This is a genomic window from Phascolarctobacterium sp. ET69 (genome assembly GCF_023336935.1).
In the GTDB taxonomy this organism is placed as follows: domain Bacteria; phylum Bacillota; class Negativicutes; order Acidaminococcales; family Acidaminococcaceae; genus Fusicatenibacter_A; species Fusicatenibacter_A intestinipullorum.
In genome coordinates this window covers 50,259-73,937 of record NZ_JAMBLR010000004.1, presented here as the reverse complement: position 1 = coordinate 73,937, position 23,679 = coordinate 50,259, and the positions used below count along the sequence as shown (strand labels likewise).

Sequence of the window (23,679 nt, the reverse complement as noted above, 5' to 3'; positions counted from 1 at the left end):
CAGCCTTTTTTATATTAATTTTTCTGATACAAAATTCTGATGGAATTTATTACGCACAGCATGGCAACGCCGGTATCGGCAAACACAGCCGCCCACATTGACGCAAAACCGGCAAGGCCTGCTATCATTATCACTGCTTTTACGCCCAGCGCAAAAATAACGTTCTGCCAGGCAATGCGCCCCGTGCGTTTTGCAATATTAATTGCCTGCGGAATGGCGCGCATTTCGGATTTCATAAATACCACGTCTGCCGCTTCAAGTGCTGCGTCTGCGCCGCTGCCCATAGCCGCGCCAACATCGGCACCGGCAAGCACGGGCGCGTCGTTAATGCCGTCGCCAACAAACATTACGCTGCCGTATTTGCTGCGCAGACGGCCAAGTTCGTTAAGTTTATCCTGCGGCAGCAGTTTGGCACGCACTTCATCTATGCCGGCGGCAGCAGCAACTGCCTGTGCGCTCGCTTCAGCATCGCCCGTAAGCATGGCCGTGGTAAGCCCCATGGCCTTAATTTCTTTAACTGCATCCACAGCATCATCCTTAATGGTATCGGCAATAACTATATGCCCCATGTATCTACCGTTTTGGGCAAGCAATACTTCCGTGCCATAGGCAGAATTTTTAAAGCCGCCGCAGCTTATTTTGTAACGGGCCATAAGTTTTTTGCTGCCGCAGATAACGGTGCCGTTTAAGGTTTGGGCAACAATGCCTTCACCCGCTATTTCTTTAAAGCTCACCGGGCGCACCGGCGTAAGCCCGCGCTCTTTAGCTGCATTTACAATGCTTACGGCAATGGGATGGGCGGATATTGCTTCCAGATCAGCGCAAAGCTGCAAAACCTCGGTTTCATCCGCGCCGGGGGCAGGCATTACTTTCTGCACAACAAAATTGCCTTTGGTAACGGTGCCGGTTTTATCCATTACAACGGCATGTACGTTTTTAAGCGCTTCCATTACGGAGCCGCCCTTAAACAAAATGCCGTAGCGCGAACCCGCGCCGATGCCGGAGAAAAATGCCAGCGGCACGCTGAGCACCAGTGCACAGGGGCAGCTTATTACAAGAAAGGTCAGCGCCGTGTAAATCCAGTGCTGCCAGTTGCCGGTAATGTAGCCCGGCACAAGCGCCGTAAGCATTGCCACAACAACCACAAACGGGGTATATACCCTTGCAAAGCGGGTAATAAAACGGTCAATCTGCGGTTTGGAAGCCGCTGCGTTTTCCACGCTGTCCAAAATACGTGTAACCATGGATTCCGAAAGCACTTTTTCCACGCGTATTTTCAGCATGCCGTTGGTATTAATGCAGCCGCTGGTAATTTCGTCGCCGTAATGCTTGCGTACAGGCACCGGCTCACCTGTTACCGGCGAAGTATCAACAAGGCTGTCGCCTTCTATTACCACGCCGTCCAGCGGTATGCGGTCACCGGCGCGCACCAGCAGAATATCGCCTACATGGGCGTCCGCCGCCGGAATTATGCGCACTTCTTCACCTACAAGCAGGTTAACGGTTTCCGGGCGCATATCAACAGCGTCCATAATCTGCCCGCGGCTTTTTTCCACCGCGCGGTGCTCAAAATATTCTCCCACACGGTAAAAGAACATTACGCCGACGGCTTCTTCATAAGCAGAAATTACAAATGCGCCCAGCGTTGCAATGGTCATTAAAAAGTTTTCGTCAAACAAATTGCCGCTTAAAAGATTTTTAACGGCTGCCAGAACAACCCTGCCGCCCAAAAGAACATAAGCGGCAACCAAAACATATAAGTAATAGGCTTCCGGAATAAGCCCCAAAAATTCTGCCGCTATAAACAGCACGCCGCCAACAACAAGCTCTATCTGCGTCATGGTTTCGGAAGACAGCGAAAAGCTTCCGCATTTGCGTTCTTCAACATGCGGCGCCAAAACAGCAGCTCCTTCGCGTTCTTTTACGGCAACGCCGCTTTCTATGCCGGAGCAGATTTTTTGCATCTGCGGCAGCAGCCCGTCAAAATCACGCGCCGTAACCTTAAGCTGCTTGGTTGCAAAAGTAATGGTGGCTTCGCTTACCTGCGGCAGCTCATTAATGGCACGCTCCATTTTAGCGGCGCAGTTGGCGCAGCCAAGGTTTTCAAGCACATAAACCTGAGTTTTAAAATTAAAGGTTCCTTCGCCTTCACGCGGAACAACTTCAACGCCGCTTTCTATCGAAGTGCAGATTTCCTTTATTGCAGGCAAAACAGCTTCGTGGTTAACCGCCGAAAGGCGCAGCTGTTTGGTAACGTAGCTGATATTGGCATATTCAACCCCGGGCAGTTCCTTTATGCGGTGCTCCATTTTAGCAGCGCAATGGGCACAGCCCAGATTTTTTAATATATAAACCTTCTTCACGCAATGAGCGTCCGGCATGCGGCAGGTGCAGTTTTCAAGGCTTTCGCCGCACACGTCACAGTATTCTTCGTGCGGATGGCAGATTTCGCACTGACAGTCCTCCGGGTGCCCCGGAACGTGGTGGCTGTGATGATGTTCATGTCCACAGCCGCAGCTATCATCATGCTGATGGTGATGATGTTCCCCACAGCCACAGCTTTCTCCATGCTGATGTTCGTGGTGGTGCTCATGTTCTTGACCACAGCAGGCATCATGTTCATGTTCTTCATGAGTATGAGCTTCGCCGCAGCCGCACGCTTCGTCATGGCCGTGCTTGTGTTCCGGCTCATGGCTGTGCTCATGCCCGCACTCGGCACCGTGTTCATGGTGATGGTGGCCACAGCAGCAAGCTCCATCTTCATGATGATGGTTATGCGTACGCACCTCATCACTGCCGTTTCTTATATCCGTTAAATCACGTACTTTTTTGGATGGCATAATATGTTCTCCTTTACGTTTGAACAATCATTCATATATTATTTAAAAAATATAGCCAAAGCACTCTTTGGTTACCATTATTATAACACATGAGCGAATATTCATCTATACTTTTTTGAAAGATTTTTATAATTTTTTTAGCCGGCATAACAGAAGGCAAATTACTTACCTCCCGTTATGCCAAACATAAAATATAATCGCTTTTAAATCCTTACAGAAGCTGCTTTAACGGCATTGTGCCAGCCCTGCAAAAGGCTTTCTCTTTTAGCCTGCCCCATCTGTGGTTTAAATTCGGCGGCAATAACATGGTTAGCCAAAATTTCTTCCTTGCTGCGCCAATAGCCTACGGCAAGCCCGGCCAGATATGCCGCGCCCATAGCCGTTGTTTCAATGCAGTATGGCCTTACAACGGAAGTATTTAAAATATCCGCCTGGAACTGCATTAAAAAATCGTTGTCGCACGCGCCGCCGTCAACACGCAAAGATGTTATAGGCATGCCGCTGTCCTCCTGCATCGCCGTTAAAACATCATTTACCTGGTACGCTATGGATTCCAGCGTTGCGCGCACAATATGATTACGGTTTACACCCCTTGTAAGCCCTACAATCGCGCCTCTGGCGTACTGGTCCCAGTAGGGCGCGCCCAGCCCGACAAAGGCAGGCACAACATAGCAGCCGTTAGCATCGGGCACTGATTTTGCCAACACTTCCGATTCCGCCGCATCACGGATAAGCCCAAGTTCATCACGCAGCCACTGCACGGCAGCACCGGCAACAAAAATCGAGCCTTCCAGCGCATACTCAACCTTGTCATCTACGCCCCAGGCGATAGTTGTAACCAGCCCGTTATGCGAATTTACCGGAGCAGTACCGGTGTTCATCAGCATAAAGCCGCCTGTGCCGTAAGTATTTTTTACTTCGCCGCGCTCAAAGCAGGTCTGCCCGAACAATGCACACTGCTGGTCGCCGCCTGCGCCTGCAATAGGCACCTCGCGCCCAAAAAGCTTGCTGTCCGTATAACCGTAAACATGGCTCGAAGGCTTAACCTCCGGCAGAATCTGCTGCGGAATTTTTAAAACGCGTAAAATTTCTTCATCCCATTTTAAGGTATGGATATTAAAAAGCATTGTACGCGATGCGTTGGAATAATCCGTTACATGCACCTTACCGCCCGTCAGCTTCCAGATAATCCAGCTGTCAACCGTACCGAAAAGCAGTTTGCCTTTTTCCGCACGTTTGCGTGCGCCAGCAGCATTATCAAGCAGCCAGCGCAGTTTGGTTGCCGAAAAATAAGCGTCCAGCACCAGACCCGTTTTGCTGCGGAAAAACTCCGCCATGCCGAGTTTTTTCAGTTCATCGCAATAGCCTGCCGTGCGGCGGCACTGCCACACAATCGCCTTATGTACCGGGCGTCCGGTTTCTTTATCCCATAAAACCGTGGTTTCGCGCTGATTGGTAATGCCAATGCCAGCAATTTCGTTAATGGTAATATCAATTTTACTCATTGCTTCATACATCAGGCCGGTTTGGGTTGCCCAAATTTCCTCCGCGTCATGCTCAACCCAGCCGGGCTGCGGAAAATACTGGGTAAACTCCTTTTGCGCCGCGCTGCAAATCCGTCCGTTTTTATCAAATATAATGCAGCGGCAGCTGGTTGTCCCTAAATCCAGCGCCATAATGTATTTATCCATTGGGCATCCCCCTTGCCGACAAAAATTTTAATACTGTATAACATAATTATAACAAAAAAACCGCTGTAAAAGCGGCTTTTTTTATTTAGTTTTTACAATGGCTTAAAAATTTCCGTTAACCAGGTGGCAGGCTACAAAATGCCCGGGCACAACCTCTTTAAGCTCTGGTTTTTCGCTGCGGCAAATTTCCATACACTGCCCGCAGCGGCTTTGAAACGGGCATCCTTTAGGCAAATCAAGCGGGCTTGGAATTTCGCTTTCCAGCGGTTCTATTTTTTCGCCCGGTTTAAAATCCACCTTAAACACCGATTTCATCAGCGCCTTTGTATAAGGGTGCATGCCCTCGGTGCTGATGCGCCTTCCATAACCGATATATTCCACGATATTGCCCAAATACATAACGGCAATCTGGTGGCACATTAAATCAACAAGCCCCAAATCGTGGCAGATAAAAAGATAGGTAATACCCTTTTCTTTCTGCAGGCGCACCAAAAGCTCGCAGATTTTTTCCTGCACCGAAACGTCAAGCGCGCTTGTAGCTTCGTCGCACACCACAATCTTTGGTTCCAGCGAAAGCGCGCGCGCAATGCCCAAACGCTGACGCTGCCCGCCGCTCATGTTATGCGGGTAACGGTCCTTAAAATCTTCCGGCAGTTCTACCATACGCAAAAGTTCCGCCGCTTTGGTGTCAACTTCGCTCTTTTTTATCAGCCCAAAATTCAGCAAAGGTTCGCAAACAATTTCTTTAACCTTCATTTTAGGGTTAAAAGCAGCTGCCGGGTCCTGAAACACCATTTGTATTTTACGCCTGTTCTGGCGTGCCGCTTCACCGCGCAGTTTTAAAATATCCTGCCCGTCAAAAATAACTTCGCCGCCGCTTGCCGGATGTATCTGCAAAATAGTGCGCACCAGCGTGCTTTTGCCGCAACCCGATTCGCCTATAATGCCAAGCGTCTGCCCGGCATAGGCGTTAAGGGTAACATTATCGCACGCCGTCAGCATTTTTCCGCCTTCCGCCGCAAATTTTTTTGTTAAATTTTTAATTTGTAAAATTACAGGTGCTTCAGCGTTCATAATATTTCTTATCTCCCAATACAGGCACAGCCGCAAGCAGTTCTTTGGTATAGGCGTGCTGCGGGTTTTCAATAATTTCGCGCCCGCCGCTTTCCACCACATGCCCGTTTTTCATAACTATCAGCTTATTAGATACATACGAAGCCACACCAATGTTATGCGTTACCAAAATTACCGCCGCATTATATTCATTGCGCACGTCAACAATCTGGCGTATTATCTGCGCCTGCGTGGTAACGTCAAGCGCACTGGTAGGCTCATCTGCCAAAAGCAGCTTGGGGCTGAATATCATGGCCATGGCAATACCCACGCGCTGGCGCATGCCGCCCGAAAGTTCAAACGGATAGCTGTTCATAATGTTCTGCGGATTCGGCAGGCGTACTTTATTAAGCATATCTTTCGCCATTTCCGCGGCCTCCGCCTTCGATTTCTGCGGAGCGTGAGCAAGAATGTAATCTGTAAACTGTTCGCCTATGCGGCGGATGGGGTTTATCATGTTGCCGCTGTCCTGAAAAATCATCGACATTTCGCTGCCGCTGATTTTACGCCAGTCCTCACGCGTGTTCTTCAGCATATCGCGCCCGCCAAAAGTTATGCTGCCGCCCGAAACATGCCCTCTGCCGGGCAGGCAGCCCATAACGGCACGGATAACGGTTGTTTTGCCGCTGCCCGATTCGCCTACAATTGACAGAATTTCGCCTTTATCAAGTTGAATGTTTACACCCGATACGGTAAGTTTGCTGCCGTAACTGATGTCCAGATTTTTTACATCAAGAAGCATTAATTTAATCCCTTCTTTGCAGCTTATTCAGCAGGGGCAACATCTTTGGTCAGCCAGTAATAATCTGCCGGTTTAATATCGGCGTTTTTCAAGGTTACTTTGCTTACCATATTTGTTTTCGGATAGCCAAAGAACAAACCTGCGCCGTCGTTAAGCAGAATCTGCTGCATCTGAATCATTAAATCGCGGCGTTTGGCAGGGTCAAATTCAACCGCAAGCCTGTCACTCAAAGCATCATATTCCGGGTTGCTGTAACCGGTAGCATTCTGCGGGTCACCGGTTTTCCAGTACCAGTTAAGGTATACGGCAGGGTCGCCGCTGTTAGCAGTAAGAATATTGGAAATGCAAAGGTCAAAATCGCCGCTCTGGCGGATTGAGTCAAGCACGTTGTAGTCAATATTTTTCATATTAACCTTAATGCCGATTTTTTTAGCGTCGGACTGGGTTGCTTCTGCATAAAGCGGCAGTTCAGCGCGTCCGCTGTAATAAATAAAGTCAAGTTCAAGATTTTTGCCGTCTTTATCCACATAACCGTCATTGTTGGTATCTTTCCAGCCGGCTTCCGCCAAAAGCTGTTTTGCGCGTTCCACATTATAGGCATTCGGGTCGGTCAGCTGGTCAAAGCCGTAATCCAAAGAAGGCGGAATGGGCGCTTTGCCCGTAATGAAGGTATCCTTAAGCAATACTTTGTTGTAGGTTTCGCGGTCAAGGCAGCTGATAAGTGCAGCGCGTACTTTCGGGTCGTGGCACGGGCGGCCTTCGTTCATATTAATCTGCGCCAGTACGGTACGCAGCGAAGCAAGTTCGGAAATATTGTATTTGGCTTTATCCTGGAACAGCTGCAAATCGCCGGAAGCTATATTGATTGCCATATCAATTTCGCCCGACTGCAAAGCCATTGCACGGGTGTTGGGGTCATCAATGGTAGGAATTTCGGCAACTTTAAACGGAACTTTGCCGTCCCAGTAATTGGGGTTTGCTTCCATAACGGCTTTGGCCTTGCTGTATTCCTTAACCATATACGGGCCGGTGCAGATAGGCCCCTGTTTTGCATAATCGCGGTCAGTTACGCTGGTATCAATAATAATAAACAGCGGGTCGGCCAACATGCCCGGCAAAGTCGGCACCGGATTTTGGGTTTTGATAATTAAATTCTGGCCGTCGGCAGTAATATTGTCGAACTGGAAAAAGGTTCCCGCACGGTTGGATTTTTCAAAAGTGCGTTCAATGGATTTTTTTACGGCGTCGGCAGTTACTTTGTTGCCGTTGCTGAATACCGCTTTATCATTAATTTTAAAAGTCCAGGTCAGCTTATCGTCGCTGATAGACCAGCTTTCGGCAAGCCACGGAGTAAGATTCATTTTATCGTCAAATTTAACAAGGCATTCGCCAAGGCCGTAACGCATTACAACCCAGCTGAAGAAATTATCGGTAGGTTCAAGGCTGTCGGCAAAGTTGGTAACGCCAAATTTTACCGTATCTTTAGCCCCACCGCTTTTTGCGGAATCATCACCGCCGCAGCCTGCTGCCGCAAAAGCAAGTAATCCCATCATGGCAAGTGCTGCCGTAATTTTTGCTGCTTTTTTCATAAATACATCTTCCTTTCCGTTATATACCATCCATTAAACAGTTTTTATTCTTCCTGGCGCGGGTCGAGTACGTCGCGCAATGCGTCGCCCCACAGGTTAAAAATTACTACCGTAACAAAAATTGCAAGGCCTGGGAAAATCATCAGCCACGGCGCCGTTTGCAGCTGCTGCCTGCCTTCGTTAAGCATTAAGCCCCATTCCGGTGCAGGCGGCTGCGAGCCGAAGCCGAGGAACGAAAGCCCTGCAAGCTCCATCATCATGGCACCGATATCGGACGCCGCCGTTATTACCATCAGCGGCAGAATATTCGGCAGGATATGCTTCCATAATATGTGTGTTGAAGTGCCGCCGTTAACTATTGCGGCTTCTACAAAGTCGCGTTTTTTTATTTTTAAAACCATGCTGCGTGCAAGGCGCGCATATTTGGTCCATGTTACAATCGTCAGCGCTATGATGGCGTTAATAAGGCTGCCGCCCAAAATACCGGCAACGGCTATGGCCAGAATCATGCCCGGGAAAGAAATCATCATATCGGAAATGCGCATAATGACGATATCCACCTTACCGCCGTAATAGCCTGCCAGTACGCCCAGCGTTGTGCCAACCGCAAAAATAATTGTTACAAGCAGCAGCACGCTCGAAAGCGAATAGCTTGCGCCGTACAAAATGCGGCTGAAATTATCGCGCCCCAGTTTATCTGTGCCGAATAAATGCTCCGCGGAAGGCGGCAGGTAAGCGTTCTGCATTACTGCTTCAAGCGGGTCATACGGCGCAATTAACGGCGCTGCCAGTGCCACAGCAATAAGCAGCAGCACAAAAAAACTTGATACCGCAAAGGCACGGTTGGTTTTTAAACCATTTATAAGTATCTGCATATTATTTACCTGCCTTTCTTAAGCGCGGGTCAAGATGATTATAGGAAATATCAACTATAAGGTTAATTACCATATACATTAGCGCTATCCACAGCACTATGCCCTGCACCAGCTGAAAATCGCGGTAAATAATTGATTGTACAGCAAGGTATCCAAGCCCAGGCCACGAAAATACTATTTCAACAACTGCCGCACCGCCCAAAAGGTTGCCAAAGGATAATCCCAGCAGGGTAATCAGCGGCAGCATGGCGTTCGGCAGAACTTCCTTCCATAAAATATGGCTTTCGCTCATGCCGCGGGCACGCGCGCCGACAACATAATCCTGGTTAAGCTCTTCAAGCACCGTTGCGCGCACCTGGCGGGTGTATTTGGCCGCCATAACTATGCCCAGCGTTAAAGCAGGCAGCACCAGCGTTTCGGGGCTTACGCGCCCGCCTACAATAGGCAGCAGGCCAAGTTTCAGCCCAAAAATCCACAGCAGCATCAGGCCCATCCAAAAGTTAGGTATCGATACGCCGACGAAAGTAAGCCCGCGCACCATATAATCGAACCAGCTGTTGTGCTTAACGGCGCTGTAAATACCTGCCGGTATGGAAACCAGAAGCATAAAAACCGTAGACGCCACGGCGAGTATTACCGTTGCAGGCAGGCTGTGCATTAATTCTTCTATAACAGGCTTTTTAACCATGTATGAAAACCCAAAATCTCCCTGAACAGCCCTTCCGAGCCAGTCGAGATACTGGAAGATAAACGGCTTGTCCAATCCCAGTTCATGGCGCAGCGCTTCAACTTCCTGCTGGCTTACAACAATATCCTCGTTGCCGGCAATCATCTGGCGCACAGGGTCGCCCGGCGACAGCATTACCAGTGCAAAGGTAATAAAGCTGATGCCCAGAAGCACAAGCACTATCTGCCCAATGCGCCCTAACAACTGTTTATTTGACAAAACACACCACTCCCTCATCAAAACTCCTGATAACCAAAATAAAACTCCCTGCCGTTTCAGTTTGGCAGCAGGGAGTTTACAAACGCTTAAGTTTATTTTAATTCTCTTGCTACCATGCCGTCACACGCAGCACCGGAAAGCATTAAAGGCAGGCTGCTGACTTGCAAAGCTGCTTACAGCGGCGGGACCGTACCGGTTTTGCACCGGGTTTCCATTTTAAGCCACAAGGCACCTTTAACCAGTTTATTCAATTATCATGTTTTAATTTTAGCACTAATTACTAATAAAGTAAATAATTTTTTTGTTAAAAATTTTAATTAGTATTTTATACGGTATACCCGTATGGGTATACCTCCCAAAAAGTGCAAAACCTGCACCGCCTTGCGGATAAAGCTTATCTGGCAGCAGTCCGCAAATATTTTGCTTATGCTGCGTATGCCTTAACCCGGCAGTACAGGTAATTTAATTTATTAAAACATAATTTGCAGGCGGCTCCAGATAACCTGGTCATCCAGCCCGCTTTCCTTGCCTTCAAGGTCATAGTAATGCAGCTGGTAAACCATGTTTTTGGCAAGGGTTACACCGCCGCCGACCATATAGCCTTTAAAGCCTTCGTCTACATAGTAACTCCAGTCACCCGGGTACATGGTATGCGCCACAAAAGTACCTGCGCCCTGGTCATAGTAATTGGCAAACAGGCCCCATGTGCCGGGTTTGTTTTTATCGGCACCTTTGTAATTAAGGCCTACAACATAACCGTTGGTGTCAACGTCTTTATATGAGGAATTATCCCTTAAATCAATATCGGAATCAAGATAAGTTGCCGCCAAAGTAAAATCACCGAATTTATAATTGGCGCTTAAATTCCATATGCCGTTATCAGAACCTGTTTTTGCACTGTTAGGAACCCCATAGCCTTGGATTTCATTTAAAGCATCCTGAAATTTATCATAACCGGCAGAAAGGCTTAAATTGCCAACTTTGCCGCCAACGGATGCACCCCACATTTTATCATAACCATAATCGGTGGGAATACCGTAATAAGCGGTAAGTTTTACATCCTTCCCGTAAGACAGCTCAATTTTTTCGGCGGTATCATCATAAATAAAACCATTGCCTGCATAGTGGTCTGTTTTACCGGCAATTACTTTTGCGCCGCCAATTTTACCGTTTACATAAGCCTGATTGAATTTCAGGGTATCGTCACCGCTGCTGTTTTTAAGGCTCTGGTTATTTTCAAAACGCCCGGTGTAGCTCCAGTCCTCATTAATATTGCCGTTTACAAAAATACGGCTGCGCAGGCGGTGCTGTGCCACTTTGCCTTTAGTTTTCTGCATATCGCCATTTCTGTCGCCGTATTCATAGCGGATTTGCCCTGTAATGCGCACATTATCGCTTTTCTTTTCCAAGTTTGCTACACGCACGCCAAGGCTGTCGAGCTCACCGGCAAATTCTGCTGCAAGCCTGTCTGCATTTGCACCCTTCGCCATTGCTTTGGCTACAATCTGCGCCATTTCATAGCGGGTCATCAACCTGTCGCCGCCGTAAGTGCCGTCCGGGTAACCTTCTACCACGCCCTCTGCCGCCAGCTTGTTTACAGCGTCATAAGCCCAGTGCCCTGCCGGAACATCGCTGAACGGATTTGCCGCGTACGCGGAAGCGGTAATTCCCATCGCTATCGTCATTGCTAAAAGTAAAGTTTTTTTCATTTGCTTTCCTCCATTTTTTATTTATATAAAGCCGCAGCAAAAACAGTAAGGTCTCCTGGCTTCCCCGCTCTTTCCGCTGCGGCCGGTTTGCTTAATAAGCGTCAACGCCGCCGCGCCCTCCGCCTACAACGCGTACGTTTACTACGTTAAACGCTGCCTTAATTACCGGCAGCCAGCGGCTTACAAGGGCAGTACGCAGTTTTTCTGCACCGGCAAGTATTAACAGCGAATTGCCGCTGATGTTAATGTTTTCCAGCGGATTAATGTATTTTTCAAAGGCTGCTTCACCCATTGCCGTTTTTAAACGTACAAGCCCGTCCAAAAGCTCCGGTTTTTCAAACGCGGCACGCACCTCAAATTTTTCAAAAGGTTCTGTTTTTATGCTTTTGTTTTCAGCATGAACAAATTCTTCATCCAATCTTCCGCCATAGCCCAAAAAATCTTCTGCCATTTTTAATTCCTCCTGTCTGAATAAATAATTAAAACCGTCCCCGGTTTTTCGGAAACGGTTTTTATGCAAAGATACATTAACGCCTTAATGCGCAATTATCAATACATACCCGTCTCCCGCAGGCTAAGCTAAATGCTTATGTACAGCAATCTGCTGGCTTGGGCTTAGCCAAAACCTGCCTGCATAACAGGCGTGCCCTTACAGCGGCGGGACCGCACCGGCTTTGCACCGGTTAACATTGCTGCACAACAATATTAACTTGATTATATTTTAGCACTACTTCTCAGTAATGTAAATACGCTATCAGTAAATTTTACTATTTAATTTTATATATCGTATACCCGTATGGGTATAAAACATTATCCTTTTATTTAATACACCAGCAGTCATTAAAATTCACCAAAGTAGGTTTTCTTTAAACGGTCAAATTCCTGTGATTTTCTAAAGTTTCTCAAACCTTCGTTTAATTTGCTTAAAAATTCTTTGTCACCTTTTCTTACGGCAAGAGCAACATTATCTGTTTTTAAATCGCCGGAGGCAAATTTAATTTTATCCGCATAACCGTTTGCTATAAAAAAGCTGCCGGCCGATTTGGAAATTACGGCACAATCGGCTTCGCCGCCAATTACTTTGGCCATTGCTTCTTCTATGCTCGGTGTTTCAATAACTTTGGCAGCGCCGCCAAAATCATTAACCATTGCCAGTGCAAAGCTGTTATGTTTTACGGCTACAACCTTGTCTTTTAAAGCGCTTATATTATCTGCCGTAAAATCGTTTCCGGCAGCAACAGCAATCCTGAACCCGTCATTCAAATAACTTTCCGAAAAATCAACCGCCTGCTGCCTTTCCGGTGTAACGCTGAAACCGGAGGCAATTACATCATAACGCTTGCCGTTAAGCCCGTTTATTAAATCATTTAAGCCGGTATTTACAAATTCAACCCCGCTGTAACCCATGTTGGCAGCCACGCCGCGCATAAGTTCAACATCAAACCCGGTAAAATTATCCGTGCCCTTCTGGTAATACTCAAAAGGCGGAAAGTTGGCGTCAAGCCCCACTTTAAGTACCCGGGAACCTTCCTCCCCAGCTTCTTTCTGCCCTGCGCACGCTGCTATCAAAAGCATGCACACAAGGCTCATAACAACAAGCAGTAATTTTTTCATAAAAAAAACACTCCCCCAACCTGTAAGAATTGTGAGAGTGTAAACCTTGCATCCGGTTATGCTTTTATTATAAACCTGTTAAATACTAAAATCAACTGTATTTAATTAAGTTTTTTATATTTATAAATACTTTAATGCGTTTTATTTTTTCTATCTTTTAGAATTACATATTACATTCCCGTATGGGTATAAAAATAAACCCCGGAACTTTTAAATTCCGGGGTTTACAGGTATTACACCGCTTTATTGATAAAATTACCAGTCAAGGTTTTCGGTTTCAACGCGGCCTCTGCCGGTAAGGGCATCCAGCATAATGCGCTGTTCAAGCTGTGCGGCAAGTTTTTTGGTAAATTTAACGGTATCCGGGTTTACGGACATGCTGTCGATACCGCTCTTAATGAGGAATTCGCAGAATTCAGGATATACGCTCGGTGCCTGGCCACAGATGGAAACGGTTTTGCCGTCTTTATGTGCAACTTCGATAAGGTGGCGGATTGCACGGCGTACTGCCAGATTGCGTTCGTCATAAATATGGGATACGGTGTCATTGTCACGGTCGCAGCCCAGAATCAGCATGGTAAGGTCGTTAGAGCCGATGGAGTAACCGTCAACATATTTGTTGAACTGGTCGGCAAGAATAATATTGGAAGGAATTTCTGCCATCAGCCATACTTTAAAGTCTTTGCCGCGTACAAGGCCTTCGCCTGCCATAATGGCGGTAACTTTTTCACATTCTTCCACGTTGCGGCAGAACGGAATCATTACGTTAAGGTTTTTCAGGCCGAATTCTTCGCGTACTTTGCGTACTGCCTGGCATTCCAGTTTGAATGCTTCTACATATTTCGGGTCATAGTAACGGGAAGCGCCGCGCCAGCCAAGAAGTGCGGAAGGTTCATACGGCTCAAATTCGTCGCCGCCCTTCAAATCGCGGTATTCGCTGGATTTGAAATCGCTGAAGCGCAGAGTTACCGGACGCGGAGCCATTGCCTGGCATACCTGGCGGATGCCTTCGGCAAGCTGGTCAACAACTTTTTCCGGATGGCCGGTTTTAATAAGATACAGCGGATGTTCATGAATGTAAGTGGTCCAGATAAATTCTTCGCGCATCAGGCCAATGCCGTCGCAGGGCAGTGCGGAATATTTTTCTGCAAGGTCCGGGTCACCGAGGTTCATGTAAATTTTGGTGCCGGTCGGCGGGAAGTATTCGGCAACGGGAGCAGCAGCCTGAGCCTGTGCTTCCGGTTTCTTTTCTTCCAGAATGCCTTCATATACAACGCCATGGGTTGCGTCAACGGTTACATCAATGCCGTCGGGAACGGTAGTGGTTGCAGCTTCACCGCGGCTCTTGGTGCCTACGATACACGGAATGCCAAGTTCACGGCTTACAATGGAAGCGTGGCAGGTCATTCCGCCGCTGTCGGTTACAATGGCTTTGGCTTTCTTCATAGCCGGTACCCAGTCAGGAGCGGTCATTTCGGTTACGAGGATTTCGCCTTCCTTGAACTCGTCGATATGGGACGGGTCGAGGATAACGTGAGTGCGGCCGGATACAAGACCCGGGCTTGCGGGCAGGCCTTTAACGATAACCTTGCGGTCGGTAGCTGCTGCTTTTGCTTCAACTTTAGGTTTGTTTTCTTTATTGCGGCGGCTCCATACGGTTTCAGGGCGTGCCTGGAGAATCCAGATTTTGCCATTGCGGGAATCAATGCCCCATTCCATATCCATATAGCAGCCATAATGTGCTTCAATTTTTTTAGCATAGCCTGCAAGTTCAAGAATCTGTTCGTCGGTAAGGGTCTGAACATTGCGTTCTGCTTCCGGTACGGGCAGTTCTTCGCAGTCGCCGCCTTCTTTGCGCACAAGCATAACATCCTGCTCGTTTACGCAGCGGTCAACAATTTTATTTTCTGCTTTGGAAACGGTGTAGTTATCCGGGGTAACGGTACCCTGTACAACATATTCGCCAAGGCCGAATGCAGCTTCAATAAGGATGTTGCTGTCGTCGCCGGTAGCAACGTTAACGGTAAACATAACGCCGGCGGCTTTGCTGAATACCATCATTTGAATAACTGCGCTGAGAGCTACTTCGATATGGTCGAAGCCCTGTTTTTCACGGTAGTATACGGCGCGGTCGGTAAAGCAGGAAGCATAGCATTCCTTAACTTTCGCAATGATGTTTTCTGCGCCTTTTACGTTAAGGTAAGTATCCTGCTGGCCTGCAAAGCTGGCATCCGGCAGGTCTTCTGCGGTTGCGCTGCTGCGTACTGCAACATAAGGTTCAGCTTCGCCAACTTTTTTGCCCAGTTCTTCATAAGCTGCGGCAATGGCTGCTTTTAAATCTTCCGGCATTTCTTCTGCCATAATGGCTTCGCGCAGGCGTGCGCTTACGTCGCGCAGCAGGGCGCTGTTTTCAACGTCGGTAAGTTCAGCCAGGATAGCCTGCATTTTTTCTTTCAGACCGCTCTTTTCAATAAAATATCTATAAGCATATGCAGTAGTTGCAAAACCATACGGTACAGGTACATCAGTTTTAGATGTCATTTCACCAAGAGAGGAAGATTTGCCGCCTACAATGGCAACGTCGCCTCTTTCCATTTGCTCGAACCAGAGAAGAAATTCTTTTTCCTTATTCATGTCCGTTACTCCTTTGTAATATACTTTTAGGGTTGCACCCTTAATATAGTGTATACTATATCACACTTGTGTATTATATTCAAGCTGTTTTAAAAATTTCTCCAAACATTTTACAAAAGCCCGCCATTTTATTATGACGGGCTTTAAATTAAACTATTTTAAATTATTTAGGGTTTTTACGGCTCCACAGATAGCCGATTGCCATTAAAACAACACCGGCAACGTCGGTATACAGACCCGGGTCGATAAGGCCGAGGCCGCCGAAGAAGAACAGGCAGCGCTGCAGGAAGCTAAGATGGCGGGTAAAGTACGCGCCCATTGCCGCAGCAACGCCAACCATGCCCAAAATAGCCGTGCAGCAAGAGAATACAACGCCGAACGGAGTAGCGTTAATCATCAGAATTTCAGGCGACAGTACAAAGATGTACGGAATGATGAATGCCGCAATAGCCAGTTTGGAAGCGTTGATGCCGGTACGCAGCGGGTCGCCGCCGGAAATACCGGAACCGGCGTAAGCTGCCAGAGCAACCGGCGGTGTAATATCGGCAACAATGCCGAAGTAGAATACGAACATATGCGCTGCCAGTACAGGCACATCCATCTGGATAAGAGCCGGTGCAGCAATGGTGGAAGTAATTACGTAGTTAGCGGTTGTAGGCACGCCCATGCCGAGGATAAGGGAAGTAAGCATGGTAAATACCATTGCCGGCATAAGGTGGCCGCCTGCAAGGTCGAGCAGTGCGGTTGCCATTTTAAGGCCAACGCCGGTTTTGGTTACAACGCCGATAATAATACCGGCGGTTGCGCAGGCAATAAGTACGCCCAAAATGCCTTTGGAACCGTTAATCATGCCGTTTACAAAATCTTTAAAGGTAATGCGGGTTGATTTGCGCAGGCAGGAGCTTACAATTGCAAGCACAATGCCTACCAGAGCCGCACGCATCGGAGTATAACCGTTGGTAAGGAAGTAAATGATAGCGATAAGAGGAATTACCAGATGGCCTCTTTCGATGAAAATAGATTTGTAGCTCGGCATTTCATCGCGGCTCATGCCTTTAAGGCCGAGCTTTTTGGCTTCAAAATGTACGCCAAGCCAAATGCCGGTAAAGTACAAAATAGCCGGAATAACGCCTGCTTTTACAACTTCCATGTAAGGAACGCCTACGAATTCAGCCATTAAAAAGGCTGCCGCGCCCATTACAGGAGGCATTAACTGGCCGCCGGTAGAAGCCGCAGCTTCAACGGCACCGGCAAAGTCTTTGCCGTAGCCTAATTTTTTCATCATCGGAATGGTGAACGAGCCGCTGCCTACTACGTTAGCAACAGAGCTGCCGGATACGGTTCCTTCCAAAGCACTGGAGATAACCGCTACTTTTGCCGGGCCGCCGGATGCCCAACCTGCAATGGCATTGGAAATATCAATAAAGAATTTGCCAAGACCGGTAGCTTCCAGATAAGCGCCGAACAAAATAAACAGATAAATAAAGGTTGAAGATACGCCCATCGGGGTACCGAAAATACCTTCTGTTGTGTAATACAGGTAGTTTACAAGTTCATGCAGGCCAAGGCCGCGGTGAGCAATAATGCCCGGCAGCATGCGCCCGAACAAACCGTACAGCACAAACAAAATGGCAATGGTAATCATCGGCCAGCCAACTACGCGGCGTGCGCCTTCAATTACAAGCAGCGTGCCAATCAGCGCTATAATATAGTCCGTTTCGTTGTTCATACCTGCACGCAGTACCAGATCGTGGTAAAACACAACTATGTACATCGAAACAGCAACGCCAACAACGGCAAAGCCAACGTCAATCCAGTTCATTTCCTTGCGCGACCAGGACTGGCGCATCGGGTAAAGCAAAAATACCAGTGCAAAACCAAAGGCCAGATGAATGGCTCTTTGCAGCTGCGCGTCTAAAATACCAAACGCCGCAGTATAAACCTGAAAAATACAGAAAATAATGCAGATTGCATTAATAATCGTATTCCAAACGCCCGTAAGTTCCCTCTTATCCGATTCTTTATCATATTTTCTTAAAATTTCTTCTGCGGAAAGCTGGGCCTTTTCAATATCGTCCATAATTTCTTTCTTTAAATCCATTACATCCACCTCTCACAAACAAATTTTATAAAAACAAACTCATTCCAGCCAGTAACGGTAACGCGGTTCTGCTTTTATGGTAAGCAGCGTGCCGTGCCCGAACATCTTACATAAATCATATACAGTTTCATTATGCAGTATTTTGGGGCTCGCCTGCACTGCGGGCCGCATTTTTATAATTTTATAAGGCCGGTTTAATGTAAGTTTAAAATGCCCGTCAGGCAGCGCTTCAAATTTCCCTTCAGAGGCCGAAAACGGAAAGCCGCACCCCTGCGACTGGTAAATGGTATGCGTTAAAACCATATCATCCGCGCCGTTAACGGTAAAATTATCGCGCCACAGCGTAAGCTCATAAGAATGCTTGAATTCCATCTGCCAGGTTTCTCCCGGTTCAACCGCAAAACATGCTTTTGCACCGCGCTCCGGCAGCATGGCAACTACAAGCTGCGAAGCATACCAGTAAAACAAACCTGCGGCGGCAATAACGCTGCATATAAAAACCGTATATAATTTAGATACACCCCGGTTACCGAGCACAAACGGTGACCGGGGCGTCTCTTTAAACCACATTGTTATTTTTCTTTAAAGAATTTTTCAGCGCCTGCATTTACAGGAATGGACATACCATCCATAGCGCTTTCTTTAGTGATTACATTTGCTGCGGAATGAGCTGCTTTAAGACGGTCGAGGTTGGTGTAGATAGCCTTGGTTACAGCATAACCGGTATCAGCATCCATCTTATCGGTTACAGCAAGCATGCAGCGTACTGCTACTGCGGAGCAGTCGGCAGCCTGTTTATTATAGGTGTTAGCCGGAATGTTAACTTTGGTGTAGAACGGATATTCTTTAATCAAAGCGTCAGCTTTATCAGTTGCAACCGGAAGCAGAACTACATTGTTCTGGGTAGCGATATCCTGAATTGCTGCGGTCGGATGGCCTGCGGTTACGAAAGCAACATCAACATTGCCGTCTTTCAGTGCGCTGGAAGCTTCAGCAAAGGAAAGGTACTGAACGTTAATATCATCGTAAGTAACACCATATGCTGCAAGAATCTGGCGTGCGTTTGCTTCGGTGCCGGAACCCGGTGCGCCTACTGCTACGCGTTTGCCCTTAACCTGGGAAAGGTCTGTAATGCCGGTTTCGGCAAGGGTTACAATCTGAATGGTTTCCGGATACAGAGTTGCCAGGCCATAAAGGTTGGTAACTTTTTTGTCTTTAAACATTTCAGTGCCGTTTACGGCATAATAAGCGTTATCGTTCTGAATGAAGGCGATATCAACCTGCCCCTGCTGCAGCATGTTAATGTTGGCAATGGATGCGCCGGTTGCCTGTGCAGAAGCGTTGCAGCCCGGAATATTCTTGTTAAGGATATCCGCAATTGCGCCGCCGAGCGGATAATAAGTACCGGCAGTGCCGCCTGTTGCGATATTAATGAATTTCTGCGTTGCGGCTTTACCGCCTGCCTGGTCTTCACCGCCGCCGCAGCCTGCGGCAAGTACAGCAAAGAGCATCATGGACATTAAAAAAGCCAATAGTTTTTTCATAGTTTTCCCCCCTGTAAATAGTGAACGAATATCCTTCTTGAATGTAAACAGGTATTACGCCACATTATTATGCTGTTAAATTCGCTTTTTTTTCACAAATTCCTGCAAAGCTGTTTTTATTTTTGGCATTTTATTGTTTGTATACAATATTCTTTTTAAATACATTTTAAAATTGCCTGTTTTATGTAAACTTTTGCAAAAAAACTGTAACTATGTTATCATTAATAAGTAAAAATATGTAAGCATTACAAACTTATAATAAAAGGATGTGTTATAAATGCAAAACAACAATGCTTATAATCTTCAGCTTGCCAAAACCCTTTTTGAAAACACTTATGCGGCAAGAGTATTAAACGACAACAAAGACGTTATCGGCAAGCTGCGTATTGTGCCCTGCCTGCCGCTTGACAGAAGCCTGCTTCCTGCCGACGCACCGCAGGTAAGCCCTTTTCTTCTGGTTATTGTAGACGACGCCGATATCAACAAAGACAACCTTATCGACTTTGAAGAACGTGTATCACTGGCACTTTTAAAACGCTTCTCCACCGAAACCGTTGCTTTCCAGCACTGCCAGTTCTACTATCCTTCCCCGGCCTTTATTTTTGAACAGCCCGGTGCAACCGACACTCCGCTGCCGCCGACCCCTGTAATGTAAACACAAACTTAACAAACAAAAAATTAAGCATCTGCTTTGGAGTTTTTCTTCCAAAACAGATGCTTTTTATTTTACATGTTTTAATTTTCGTATTTATTGCAGTACACACGCGGTATGCGCGGGCTTAACTGGCAGGAAATTTCATCAGGATGTGTATTGGCAAGTTTTGCAATGTCAATTACTGTAATTTCATCGTTGCCCTGCCTGCCGATAAGCACCACCTCGTCGCCAACCTTAACATCGGTTTCGCTGCCAAGGTCAATCATCAGCTGGTCCATGCACACGCGCCCTGCCACTTTATAACGCCTGCCGCCGATTAAAACTTCGCCGGTATTGGAAAGGCAGCGCGGATAACCGTCCGCATAGCCAATGGGAACAGTGCCAATCCAGGTATCTTCATTGCATTTATAAGTTGCGCCGTAGCCAACGGTATCGCCGGCCTTAATCTTGTGAATATGCACTACGCGGCTGAACAGCCCCAGCGCGCTTTCAAACCTGGGCAGCTTTGCCGCACGTTCCTGCGTTTCGGCGTGCCCTTCCGGCATATAGCCGTAAATAATCTGCCCCGGGCGCACAGCGTCGTAATAAGATTCCGGAAAATACAGCGTCGTTGAGCTGTTGGCGGCGGTAAAAACATATTTTTCAGGCTGCGGTATGCGCCTTACCATGCTTTCAAAGCGCTGCATCTGGCGTTTTACGTGCTCGTGGCTCTCGCCGTCAGCGCAGGCATAATGTGTAAAAAAGCCGTGCACGGTAATGTTGGCGTATTTTTTTATGCCCTCTAAAAATTCGGGCACTTCTTCCGCCTGCACGCCGATACGGTTCATGCCGCTGTCTACCGCTACCATTACGCTGGCGTTTTTGCCAAAACGTACCGCCGTTTCGTCAAGCTGCTGCAAATCTGTCGATTCGCACACCGGAATGATGGAATCCGTATTAAAGGCATCTTCGTATTCTTCAGGCATTAAAAGCCCCAAAAGGTAAATCGGGCACTTAAAGCCTGCCTCACGCAGCTGTTTTGCTTCGCTTGTTACGGCAACGGCAAGCGCCTCGTAACCTTCTTCCATGGCCATTGCTGCCACCTGCACAGCACCGTAGCCGTACGAATTTGCCTTAACAACAGCGACGGTTTCGGTATGTTTAGGCACCAAAGCGCGTATGGCACGCAGGTTATGGCGCAAAGCATCCAAATATATTTTTAAATACGTTGTTCTCATCAGCAGTAAAACCTTCCTGACTTTTCAGCCTGCAAAAAGGCCGTTTTTTTACTAAACTTATAATATTATAATACATTTTTAACAAAATTGCTGTATACAAATAAAAAAATTTTAAGGTTTTACACAAAATAAAAACTGCCCTGCAAAAATTGCAGGAACAGTTTAAAAACAAAAATTAAATATTTAACGCTTCGCCGCGGTGCCTGTTATAAATAAATGCCGCAATAAGTATCAAAATACAGCCGCCGATAACAAACAAGCTGTTCATCGGCAAAAAAGACGCAATCAGCCCGCCGATTAAGGGGCCAACCATAGAGCCGAACTGCTGAGCTGAAAACAGCATGCCAAATACGCGCCCGCGCTGCGTGCGTTCCGTTTTGTTTGCCAGAATTGCACTTATGGATGGCTGAATACCGGCAAAAAACAGCCCCACCGTAAAATTAAGCGCCGCAAACAAAAGTAAGGAAGAAGGCACCGACTGCATAATCATTACCACGCCCGCACAAACGGAAGAAAGTGCCAGCGACAGGTAAAAGCCCCTGTTCTGCCCGAAGCGTCCCCAAAACGGCGCCGTCATGGCACTGGCAATGCCCACCAGAGAAAATACCAGCCCGGCAACAAAAATAATATTATCCGTGCCGTGGTAAAGTTTTTCCACATACAGGCTGATAATCGGCTGAATTAAAAGTATTACCATCTGCACAATGCCGGAGCAGATAAGCGCTTCGCGGATAGGCGCATTTTTTAACAGCGCCGTTGCAGGTTCGTTGGCAGCTTCCTCTTTGGAAGCCTTGCTTCCCGGCGGTTCGGGAATATAGAACCAGAACACCAGCGTTATCATAAACAGCACCGCACCGCCCAGATAAAACGAAGTGCGCATGCCGAACATGGAAGCCAGCACGCCGCCTATCAACGGGCCGATTACATTGCCTGCCGTTAAGCCGGACTGCAGTATGCCAAGGCTCATACCTAATTTACCGACAGGTACCGAAGAAGTGGCAATGGCAAGGCACACCGACCACAGCCCGGCAGCAAAGCCCTGCAAAACGCGCACGCCAACCATTTGTTCCGGGCTTGTAACCATACCACCCAACAAGTATGATAACGCGAGCCCCAGGCCGCTGCGTATCGCCATGGGCTTTTTGCCGTGAGTATCGGCCATTTTACCCCATACCGGCGCCATAATGCCGCCGATTAAAAAGGTAACCGAAAATACCACGCCCGACCACATGGTAACCTCGCTCTGGCTTACGCCAAGCTCGCGCACCAGATACATCGGTAAAAACGGTATCAGCATTGTATAACTTGCCGACATAAAAACAACATTGGCAGTTAAAATTGCCAATATAATTTTCCAGTTTTTCAATATATAACCCCCTGCAAAAAGAAAAAGCCGCCGTTAAATACAAGCGGCGGCCTGCCAAACTTATTATTATTTATTGCCTACTTCGGCCTCTACCCTTGCCAGAATGAAGCACAAATCGGATAAACGGTTCAGTGCAATCAAAGCCTGCTGGTTAACCGGTTCTTCCTCAGCAAGGCGCAGTGCGCAGCGTTCTGCACGACGGGTAGTAGTACGTGCTATATCAAGCGCAGCCGCTCCCAAAGTATCGCCGGGAATTATAAAATGCCCCAGCGGCTCAAGCATTGCATCGTATTTATCAATGGTGCTTTCCAGCATTTTTACGTGTTCCTCTTTAATATAGGGCTCCGGCAGATTCATGCTTGCAATATCGGCCATCAGCGACATTAAAAGCTGCTGAACTTTTAATATAGTGCCTTTTACATCCTGCCTTGTTACCGTAGCACGGGCCAGGCCCAGTGCCGAAGTAATTTCATCTACCGTACCGTATGCTTCCACGCGCAAGCTGTGCTTGGAAACACGTTCACCGGTATAAAGGCCGGTAGTGCCTTTATCGCCAGTTCTTGTATAAACCGCTGCTTTAGTCATGCTGCCACCATCCTTCCGGAACAATCTCTCTTTTAATCTTAGTAAATTTCTTCGGGTTTGAAGAAGTTGTTAATTTCGCGTGCTGCGGATTCTTCGCTGTCGCTGCCATGAACAATGTTTTCACCGATAGACAGTGCGAAATCGCCGCGGATGGAACCGGGTACGGATTCCAGCGGGTTGGTAGCGCCCATCAGGCCGCGTACTGCTTTAATAGCGTTTTCGCCGGAAATTACCATAGCGGCAACCGGGCCGGAGGTGATGAAGTCAACCAGTTCGCCGAAGAAGGGTTTGCCTTCATGTTCAGCATAATGGAATTTAGCCTGAGCTTCGGTCATTTTAACAAGTTTCAAAGCGGAAACTTTGAGGCCGCGGCGTTCAAAACGGGAAATGATTTCACCGATAAGATTTTTTCTTACTCCATCAGGTTTTACAAGTACGAGAGTTTGCTGCATTAAAAA

General features: G+C 47.4%; 19 protein-coding genes and 2 riboswitches. Of the genes, 1 reads left to right on the top strand and 18 read right to left on the bottom strand.

Going from position 1 to position 23,679, the window contains the following annotated elements:
• Positions 1-14: 14 nt before the first annotated feature.
• The 14 genes from M3079_RS07275 to M3079_RS07210 all read right to left on the bottom strand — a co-directional run bounded on the left by M3079_RS07275 (position 15) and on the right by M3079_RS07210 (position 19,398).
• Positions 15-2,381, bottom strand: a complete 2,367-nt coding sequence (locus M3079_RS07275; protein WP_349293362.1) for a heavy metal translocating P-type ATPase — start codon at positions 2,379-2,381, stop codon at positions 15-17.
• A 662-nt stretch (positions 2,382-3,043) separates the two neighbouring features.
• Entirely contained in the window at positions 3,044-4,531 is a 1,488-nt protein-coding gene (gene glpK, locus M3079_RS07270; RefSeq protein WP_249078338.1) for a glycerol kinase GlpK, read from the bottom strand.
• 102 nt (positions 4,532-4,633) lie between these two features.
• Positions 4,634-5,605, bottom strand: a complete 972-nt coding sequence (locus M3079_RS07265) for an ABC transporter ATP-binding protein (protein WP_249078336.1) — start codon at positions 5,603-5,605, stop codon at positions 4,634-4,636.
• The gene (locus tag M3079_RS07260) at positions 5,595-6,386 is read right to left on the bottom strand and encodes an ABC transporter ATP-binding protein (RefSeq protein WP_249078334.1); all 792 of its coding nucleotides are present in this window, start codon (positions 6,384-6,386) and stop codon (positions 5,595-5,597) included. Before M3079_RS07260 ends, M3079_RS07265 begins: the two co-directional genes overlap by 11 nt.
• Before the next feature lie 23 nt (positions 6,387-6,409).
• Positions 6,410-7,975 (bottom strand): ABC transporter substrate-binding protein, encoded by a 1,566-nt coding sequence (locus M3079_RS07255; RefSeq protein WP_249078332.1) that lies wholly within the window; start codon positions 7,973-7,975, stop codon positions 6,410-6,412.
• A gap of 44 nt (positions 7,976-8,019) precedes the next feature.
• Complete coding sequence (gene nikC / locus M3079_RS07250) at positions 8,020-8,850, bottom strand: nickel transporter permease (RefSeq protein ID WP_249078331.1); 831 nt, start codon at positions 8,848-8,850, stop codon at positions 8,020-8,022.
• A gap of 1 nt (position 8,851) precedes the next feature.
• Complete coding sequence (gene nikB, locus M3079_RS07245; RefSeq protein ID WP_249078329.1) at positions 8,852-9,796, bottom strand: nickel ABC transporter permease; 945 nt, start codon at positions 9,794-9,796, stop codon at positions 8,852-8,854.
• 129 nt (positions 9,797-9,925) lie between these two features.
• A riboswitch (cobalamin riboswitch) is annotated at positions 9,926-10,047 on the bottom strand.
• Between the two features lie 219 nt (positions 10,048-10,266).
• Positions 10,267-11,505, bottom strand: coding sequence for a porin (locus M3079_RS07240; protein WP_249078327.1), 1,239 nt, complete (start codon positions 11,503-11,505; stop codon positions 10,267-10,269).
• A gap of 91 nt (positions 11,506-11,596) precedes the next feature.
• The gene (locus M3079_RS07235) at positions 11,597-11,956 is read right to left on the bottom strand and encodes a hypothetical protein (RefSeq protein ID WP_249078325.1); all 360 of its coding nucleotides are present in this window, start codon (positions 11,954-11,956) and stop codon (positions 11,597-11,599) included.
• 126 nt (positions 11,957-12,082) lie between these two features.
• Positions 12,083-12,225, bottom strand: a riboswitch (cobalamin riboswitch).
• A 120-nt stretch (positions 12,226-12,345) separates the two neighbouring features.
• Entirely contained in the window at positions 12,346-13,119 is a 774-nt protein-coding gene (locus tag M3079_RS07230; RefSeq protein WP_249078324.1) for an ABC transporter substrate-binding protein, read from the bottom strand.
• A gap of 255 nt (positions 13,120-13,374) precedes the next feature.
• Positions 13,375-15,753, bottom strand: coding sequence for a phosphoenolpyruvate synthase (ppsA, locus tag M3079_RS07225; RefSeq protein ID WP_249078322.1), 2,379 nt, complete (start codon positions 15,751-15,753; stop codon positions 13,375-13,377).
• A gap of 163 nt (positions 15,754-15,916) precedes the next feature.
• On the bottom strand, positions 15,917-17,854 hold the full coding sequence (locus tag M3079_RS07220) for a TRAP transporter permease (protein ID WP_249078320.1): 1,938 nt from the start codon (positions 17,852-17,854) through the stop codon (positions 15,917-15,919).
• A 39-nt stretch (positions 17,855-17,893) separates the two neighbouring features.
• The gene (locus M3079_RS07215; RefSeq protein ID WP_249078318.1) at positions 17,894-18,424 is read right to left on the bottom strand and encodes a DUF1850 domain-containing protein; all 531 of its coding nucleotides are present in this window, start codon (positions 18,422-18,424) and stop codon (positions 17,894-17,896) included.
• A 2-nt stretch (positions 18,425-18,426) separates the two neighbouring features.
• Positions 18,427-19,398, bottom strand: a complete 972-nt coding sequence (locus tag M3079_RS07210; protein ID WP_249078316.1) for a TAXI family TRAP transporter solute-binding subunit — start codon at positions 19,396-19,398, stop codon at positions 18,427-18,429.
• A gap of 277 nt (positions 19,399-19,675) precedes the next feature.
• On the opposite strand from M3079_RS07210, the gene M3079_RS07205 reads away from it, so the two are divergent.
• On the top strand, positions 19,676-20,053 hold the full coding sequence (locus M3079_RS07205) for a hypothetical protein (RefSeq protein ID WP_021716294.1): 378 nt from the start codon (positions 19,676-19,678) through the stop codon (positions 20,051-20,053).
• An 80-nt stretch (positions 20,054-20,133) separates the two neighbouring features.
• Here M3079_RS07205 and alr read toward each other — a convergent pair whose 3' ends face one another.
• The 4 genes from alr to ndk form a co-directional block, all read right to left on the bottom strand.
• Positions 20,134-21,270, bottom strand: coding sequence for an alanine racemase (alr, locus tag M3079_RS07200; protein WP_249078314.1), 1,137 nt, complete (start codon positions 21,268-21,270; stop codon positions 20,134-20,136).
• Positions 21,271-21,445: 175 nt separating this feature from the next.
• Positions 21,446-22,585 carry an MFS transporter gene (locus M3079_RS07195; RefSeq protein ID WP_349293361.1) on the bottom strand — a complete coding sequence of 380 codons (1,140 nt, stop codon included), beginning with the start codon at positions 22,583-22,585 and terminating at the stop codon, positions 21,446-21,448.
• Between the two features lie 117 nt (positions 22,586-22,702).
• A complete protein-coding gene (locus M3079_RS07190; protein ID WP_021716297.1) occupies positions 22,703-23,221 on the bottom strand; it encodes a cob(I)yrinic acid a,c-diamide adenosyltransferase in 519 nt (172 codons plus the stop codon).
• Between the two features lie 38 nt (positions 23,222-23,259).
• Positions 23,260-23,673: a nucleoside-diphosphate kinase gene (ndk, locus tag M3079_RS07185; protein ID WP_021716298.1), complete on the bottom strand. Its 414-nt coding sequence runs from the start codon at positions 23,671-23,673 to the stop codon at positions 23,260-23,262.
• Between the last annotated feature and the right edge of the window lie 6 nt (positions 23,674-23,679).